The organism is Mucilaginibacter sp. RCC_168 (assembly GCF_041355315.1).
Lineage (GTDB): Bacteria > Bacteroidota > Bacteroidia > Sphingobacteriales > Sphingobacteriaceae > Mucilaginibacter.
This window is the reverse complement of record NZ_JBFUPN010000021.1, coordinates 153,108-159,429: the sequence shown is the minus strand read 5'-3', so window position 1 is coordinate 159,429 and position 6,322 is coordinate 153,108. Positions and strand designations below refer to the sequence as shown.

Below are 6,322 nucleotides of genomic sequence, written 5' to 3'. Positions count from 1 at the left end.
AAGGAAAATGGCCGGTTGGAACCACAAATTTCTACTTTCATTAATCGCTAAATCAAATTCCTAATGCGTCAGCCCTGATAACTCAATAATTCACTAACTCAGTAATTCAATAATTAATTATCTTTGCGCCCTTAAAGATGAATAAAAAAGTTGCCTTTTATACGCTGGGCTGTAAGCTCAACTATTCGGAAACCTCATCTATCGGGCGCCTGTTTAATCAGGCTGGCTACGATACGGTGGAGTTTACGAATACCCCCGATGTTTTTGTGATCAACACCTGTTCGGTTACCGAAAACGCAGATAAAAAGTGCAAGAAAATAGTTAAGGAGGCGCTCAAAATATCGCCGAACGCCTATGTCACCATTGTGGGTTGCTATGCACAGCTAAAACCACAGGAAATAGCCGAAATACCGGGTGTAGACATGGTGCTGGGCGCCGCCGAAAAATTTCAGATCATTGAACATATTACCGATCTGACCAAGAAACCTAAGGCTTTGGTGTTTAACCAGCCGGTATCAGAAGCCAACGAGTTTGTACCTGCCTATTCTTTTGGCGACCGTACCCGTACTTTTCTGAAAGTTCAGGATGGCTGCGATTATTCCTGTACTTTTTGTACCATACCGTTGGCCCGTGGCAGTAGTCGTAGTGATACCATCGAAAATGTGGTAGAACAGGCCCGGCAGATAGCGGCATCGGGTGTAAAGGAAATTGTATTGACCGGTGTAAACCTGGGCGATTTTGGTATCCGCAATGGTAAACGCGAAGATAAATTCTTTGACCTGGTACAGGCTTTGGATGATGTAGAGGGGATAGATCGTTTCAGGATCTCGTCCATCGAACCCAACCTGCTTACCGACGAAATTATTGCTTTTGTAGCTGCTTCAAAGCGTTTTGTGCCGCATTTTCATATCCCTTTACAGTCGGGTTCTGATAAGATATTAGGCTTGATGCGTCGCCGTTACAAGCGTGATCTGTACATAAACCGGGTAGCTAAAATTAAAGAACTGATGCCCGATTGCTGTATCGGTGTGGATGTGATCGTTGGTTTCCCCGGCGAAACCCGTGAAGATTTTGTGGAGACCTATAATTTTCTGAATGAGCTGAACGTTTCATACCTGCATGTGTTTACCTATTCGGAGCGGGAAAATACACTGGCCAGTCAGATGACCGGCGCGGTACCGGGTTCGGCCCGTGGTGAGCGTAGTAAAATGCTGCATATCCTGTCTGACAAAAAACGCCGGGCGTTTTATGAGAGCCAGCTGCATAAAACAGAAGAGGTTTTATTTGAGGGGGATATTAAAGAGGGCTATATGCACGGTTTTACCCGTAACTATGTGAAGGTACGTACCAAGTATGACCCCGTGCTGATCAACGAACTTAAAAAGGTACACTTAACAAATATTTCACCAGATGGTGATGTCGATATAACAGAAAGCGAAGAAATATTAGTGCATTAAAACGCTATATTCGCTTCAAACTATAACCTATGTTTCCAACCATTACATCGCTTTTACAATATCTTTTTGGTATAAATATTCCTTTGCCTGTTCAAACGTTTGGGTTTTTTGTGGCTATAGCATTTATGGGCGCTTACTGGGCTTTTGCACAGGAATTTAAACGGAAAGAAAAATTAGGCATTATCCATTCGTTCAAGAAAACAGTTACTATAGGTAAACCCGCCTCGGTTAATGAATTGGTTGGTAATGGTGTTTTTGGCTTTGTTTTAGGTTATAAACTGGTAGATTGTATACTGAACTACCGTATGCTTTTAGATGCCCCGCAGGATTTTTTATTGTCCTTACGCGGCAGCTGGGTGGGCGGGATCATTGGTGCCGCCGCGTTTGCTTATTGGGCTTATCATGAGGCCGAAAAGCAAAAACAACCCAAACCGGTAACCAAGGAAGTAACAGTACATCCGCATGAGCTTATGGGCAATATTTTGCTTTGGGCAGCTATTTTTGGCTTTGCCGGTGCCAAAGTATTTAACGCACTGGAGAACTGGGGCGAATTTATGAAGGATCCCGTAGGGATGCTGGTAGGCTTTAGCGGATTAACCTTTTATGGTGGTTTAATATGCGGTGGTGCAGCAGTACTATATATTGCCAACAAACATAATATTAAACCTCTGGATATGTTGGATATTGGCGGGCCTGGTATGATGCTGGCCTATGCTTTAGGTAGGGTAGGCTGCCAGATGTCGGGCGATGGTGATTGGGGTATAACCAATACCGCTCCAAAACCTGGCTGGTTGAGTTGGGCCCCCGACTGGATGTGGGCCTTTAAATTTCCGCATAATGTGAATGACGAAGGTGTGGCCATTCCTGGCTGTATTGGCAAATTTTGCCATGAATTACAGTACCCGGTTTATCCTACATCGTTTTATGAAGTGATTGTTTGCTTATTGCTGTTCTGGCTTTTATGGAGCATTCGCGACCGTATAAAGCCTGCAGGCGTTATGTTTGGTATCTACATGATTCTGGCCGGTGTGGAACGTTTTTTTATTGAATTGATACGTGTAAACACTAAATACCACGTTGCCGGTATCAGCTTTACCCAAGCCGAGTTTATTTCGTTGCTGATGGTTGTTGGCGGGGCCATATTAATTATGAACGGGTTAAATAAGGACAAAAAATCAGCTGTTTTAAAGCATGGCTAATATTAAGCAAGCCAATAAATTACTGGATAACCAGGTGTTCAGATTTGTGATCTCTGCAGGAGCAGGTTTTTTAGTTGACGTTTCAGCATTTTACCTTTTTTATCATAATTTGCTGGTACGGCATACTTACCAGATATTCTCGTTAACCGTTCGCAACTCCACTTTATCCCTTGCCTTATCATTTTGTATGGGAGTGGTAGTAAACTTCCTGATCACCCGGTATATGGTTTTTACCGAATCAAAATTATCGGTATACAAACAATTTATCCGCTTTGCATCGGTCGCCTTCATTGGGTTTTTCGCCAATTTAGCGGTGATAAAAATATTGATACAAGACTTTGGCATTTATCCACCGGTGGCCAGGATAGGGGCAGCGTTAAGCTTATTCTTCGCGAGCTTTTTTGTACATAAGGCATTTTCATTCAGCTTATCATTACGCAAACATGCAACTCAAAAACATAACTGAACAGGTAATTGAGGTTTCAAAACAAGCCGGAGATTTTATAAGGCAGGAGCGTAAAACCTTTAATGCCGATAAAATCGAATACAAAGGTTTGAACGATCTGGTATCATACGTAGATAAAACCGCCGAGAAACTGATTGTGGAAGGTTTACGCAAAATACTACCGGAAGCAGGTTTTATTACCGAAGAAAAAACTACAACAACCGTTGGCGAAAGGTATAACTGGATCATCGATCCTTTGGATGGTACCACCAATTTTATACACGGCATTCCTTCGTTTTCGGTAAGTATTGCACTTAAGGAATATGATGAATTGGTGGCTGGGGTAGTATATGAGGTAAATCTGGACGAGTGCTTTTATGCCTGGAAAGGTGGGCCAGCGTATCTGAACGGTACCGAGATCAGGGTAAGTAACAACCAAACGGTAGCTGACAGTTTACTGGCTACCGGATTTCCATACTATGACTTTGGAAAGCAGGACGCCTATATTGCCCTGTTTGCCGATTTAATGAAGAATTGCCATGGCCTCAGACGTTTGGGTTCGGCGGCTGTCGACCTGGTTTATACGGCCTGTGGCCGGTTTGATGCTTTCTACGAGTATAATTTAAATTCCTGGGATGTAGCCGCCGGTATAGTCATCGTAAGACAGGCCGGGGGCGAGGTAGTTACTTTTAACGGTGGCAGCGATGTGCTGGAAGCCAGGGAAGTTGTAGCAACCAACGGAAAGATAACACGGGAGCTGGTACAGTATATTCAGAAATACTTTAAATAGATTTTACACTAATTTCACGAATTGATTCGAATTAAACGAATTGATTAGACACGGATTAGACTAATTTTTTTGAATTACACAAAATAAAGATGGCGCTAATTACTTGATTAGCGCCATCTTTATTTTATCAATGATACTAGTTAGTTCGTGTAATTCGAATCAATTAGTGAAATCCGTGTCAATATTATAAAGCTTCTGATACTACTTCGGTAACTTCAGGAACCATGCGTTTCAACAAGTTTTCGATACCGGCTTTTAGGGTGACGGTTGACGATGGGCAACCGCTGCATGAACCACGTAGTTCAACAGTAACCACACCTTCGTTAAACGAACGGTATGAAATAGCCCCGCCATCCTGCTCCACAGCCGGACGAACGTAATCATGTAATATCTGTTGTATTTTTACTTCGGTTTCAGAACCTTCAAAGTTTGCTGCTTCGGCTTCTTCCTCTAATTGTATTTTGAGTTCAGACTCAACAGCGCCTTTTACAAACTCTTTCATAATAGGCTCTACATCATCCCATTCGCTGCCTTCGGTTTTAGTGATGGTAACAAAATTACTGGCAAAGAAAACACCATTCACAAACGAGAATTTATAAAGCTCTTTAGCAAAAGGTGATTTTTCGGCACTTTCTTTTGTGGCGAAATCGGCACTGCCATTAATAAGCAACTTGTTCACAATGAACTTCATAGTTGCCGGATTTGGCGTTAACTCTGTATATACGTTGATATTCATTTTAGCTTTCTGATTAAATCTTGAATTAACAAATTTAGGTAGCTTTTTTGTTTAAAGTTAGCTATTAATTAGTTATGACACATAGATGATAGATGACTCTATAATGTGCAGATGTGCAAATTTCAAATGTGCAAATGATAAATCAAACAATAATGCTTTCATCCGCATATCTGCACATCTGAAATCCGCACATTAAATACCTGTATAGTTTGCCGGTGTTATCTGTTTTAGCTCCTGTTTAATAGCTTCACTTATATTTAACGTATCAACAAAGGCCGCTATTGTTTGGGCGTTAATTTGTTGATTGGTCCTGGTAAGGTCTTTTAATGCCTCGTATGGGTTGGGGTATCCTTCGCGCCTTAATATGGTTTGTATAGCCTCCGCAACAACCGGCCAGTTAGCTTCCAGGTCGGCATTAATGGCATCCTGGTTTAAAAGCAGTTTACCTAAACCTTTTATAGTTGATTTAATAGCGATAAGCGTATGAGCTACCGGAACGCCAATATTCCGTAAAACGGTTGAATCGGTCAGGTCGCGCTGTAATCTGGAAACCGGAAGTTTGGCGGCCAGGTGCTCAAACAAAGCATTCGCAATACCCAGGTTGCCTTCGGAATTTTCAAAGTCGATCGGGTTAACCTTGTGCGGCATGGCTGATGAGCCCACTTCGCCTGCTTTTATTTTTTGTTTAAAATAATTCATGGATATGTAGGTCCACATATCGCGGTCCAGGTCCATGATAATGTTGTTGATCCTTTTCAGGGCATCGCAATGAGCAGCAAAATTGTCATAATGCTCTATCTGCGTGGTAAATTGAGAGCGGTTAAGACCTAATATATCGTTAACGAAATGGTTGCCGAAAGCTTTCCAGTCATTTTTAGGATATGCTATATGGTGTGCATTGAAATTACCCGTTGCGCCGCCAAATTTGGCCGAGTAGGGCACTGCTGCCAATAATTCAAGCTGAGCCTCTAAACGCTCTACAAAAACCTGGATCTCCTTACCTAAACGGGTTGGTGAGGCTGGTTGCCCATGTGTATGGGCCAGCATCGGTATCTGATCCCAGTCGCGGGCGTAATTTTTTAGGATGTCTACCAGTTCCTTTATAGCGGGGTAATAGATATTGTTTACAGCCAGTTTAAAGGTATAGGGTATGGCGGTATTGTTAATGTCCTGAGAGGTGAGGCCGAAGTGTATGAATTCTTTATAAGGCTCAAGTCCGCCTAATTTGTCAAATTCTTTTTTTATAAAATACTCAACCGCTTTTACATCATGGTTAGTAGTTTTTTCGATCTCTTTTATGCTTTCGGCATCAGCCTCACTGAAGTTTTTATAGATATGGCGTAACTTTTCAGAAACGCCGGCATCAAAATGTTGTAATTGAGGCAGGGAACTTTCCGTCAAGGCTATAAAATACTCTATCTCAACAAATACGCGGTATTTGATCAGAGCGAATTCAGAAAAGTAATTGGCAAGTTCAGCGGTGGTATTACGGTAACGGCCATCAATTGGCGAAATTGCTGAAAGCGGAGAAAGCGTCATGTTCTTTATAAATTTTGGCAAAGGTAAGAAAATAGACGGGCAGATACTCCATATGTTGCGGCGCGAATTAGAACTATAAAATACTTGCATTCCGATGTCCTATTTTAGGATGGTCAATGGTTATATAATAAAAAGCAGGGAAATAGTTAAAACAAA

Annotated in this window: 6 protein-coding genes; 4 read left to right on the top strand and 2 right to left on the bottom strand. The window is 41.9% G+C overall.

The window, feature by feature from the left end; all coding sequences use genetic code 11:
* Positions 1-137 precede the first annotated feature (137 nt).
* The 4 genes from mtaB to AB6735_RS20380 are packed head-to-tail and all read left to right on the top strand — an operon-like array spanning position 138 to position 3,891.
* The gene (mtaB, locus tag AB6735_RS20395) at positions 138-1,457 is read left to right on the top strand and encodes a tRNA (N(6)-L-threonylcarbamoyladenosine(37)-C(2))-methylthiotransferase MtaB (RefSeq protein WP_370997894.1); all 1,320 of its coding nucleotides are present in this window, start codon (positions 138-140) and stop codon (positions 1,455-1,457) included.
* A gap of 29 nt (positions 1,458-1,486) precedes the next feature.
* A complete protein-coding gene (locus tag AB6735_RS20390) occupies positions 1,487-2,656 on the top strand; it encodes a prolipoprotein diacylglyceryl transferase (RefSeq protein ID WP_370997893.1) in 1,170 nt (389 codons plus the stop codon).
* Positions 2,649-3,122, top strand: coding sequence for a GtrA family protein (locus AB6735_RS20385; protein WP_370997892.1), 474 nt, complete (start codon positions 2,649-2,651; stop codon positions 3,120-3,122). The genes AB6735_RS20390 and AB6735_RS20385 overlap by 8 nt, the downstream gene beginning before the upstream one ends.
* Complete coding sequence (locus AB6735_RS20380; RefSeq protein WP_370997891.1) at positions 3,100-3,891, top strand: inositol monophosphatase; 792 nt, start codon at positions 3,100-3,102, stop codon at positions 3,889-3,891. The genes AB6735_RS20385 and AB6735_RS20380 overlap by 23 nt, the downstream gene beginning before the upstream one ends.
* 184 nt (positions 3,892-4,075) lie before the next feature.
* Here the strand turns inward: AB6735_RS20380 and AB6735_RS20375 are convergent, their stop codons facing one another.
* Entirely contained in the window at positions 4,076-4,627 is a 552-nt protein-coding gene (locus AB6735_RS20375) for a NifU family protein (protein WP_370997890.1), read from the bottom strand.
* A 192-nt stretch (positions 4,628-4,819) separates the two neighbouring features.
* Complete coding sequence (gene purB, locus AB6735_RS20370) at positions 4,820-6,166, bottom strand: adenylosuccinate lyase (protein ID WP_370997889.1); 1,347 nt, start codon at positions 6,164-6,166, stop codon at positions 4,820-4,822.
* Between the last annotated feature and the right edge of the window lie 156 nt (positions 6,167-6,322).

Excerpts from the sequence above, each read along its gene's own strand:
- AB6735_RS20385 (WP_370997892.1), top strand. The coding sequence starts at position 2,649 with ATGGCTAATATTAAGCAAGCCAATAAATTACTGGATAACCAGGTGTTC.
- AB6735_RS20390 (WP_370997893.1), top strand. The coding sequence starts at position 1,487 with ATGTTTCCAACCATTACATCGCTTTTACAATATCTTTTTGGTATAAAT.
- purB (WP_370997889.1), bottom strand. The coding sequence starts at position 6,166 with ATGACGCTTTCTCCGCTTTCAGCAATTTCGCCAATTGATGGCCGTTAC.
- mtaB (WP_370997894.1), top strand. The coding sequence starts at position 138 with ATGAATAAAAAAGTTGCCTTTTATACGCTGGGCTGTAAGCTCAACTAT.
- AB6735_RS20375 (WP_370997890.1), bottom strand. The coding sequence starts at position 4,627 with ATGAATATCAACGTATATACAGAGTTAACGCCAAATCCGGCAACTATG.
- AB6735_RS20380 (WP_370997891.1), top strand. The coding sequence starts at position 3,100 with ATGCAACTCAAAAACATAACTGAACAGGTAATTGAGGTTTCAAAACAA.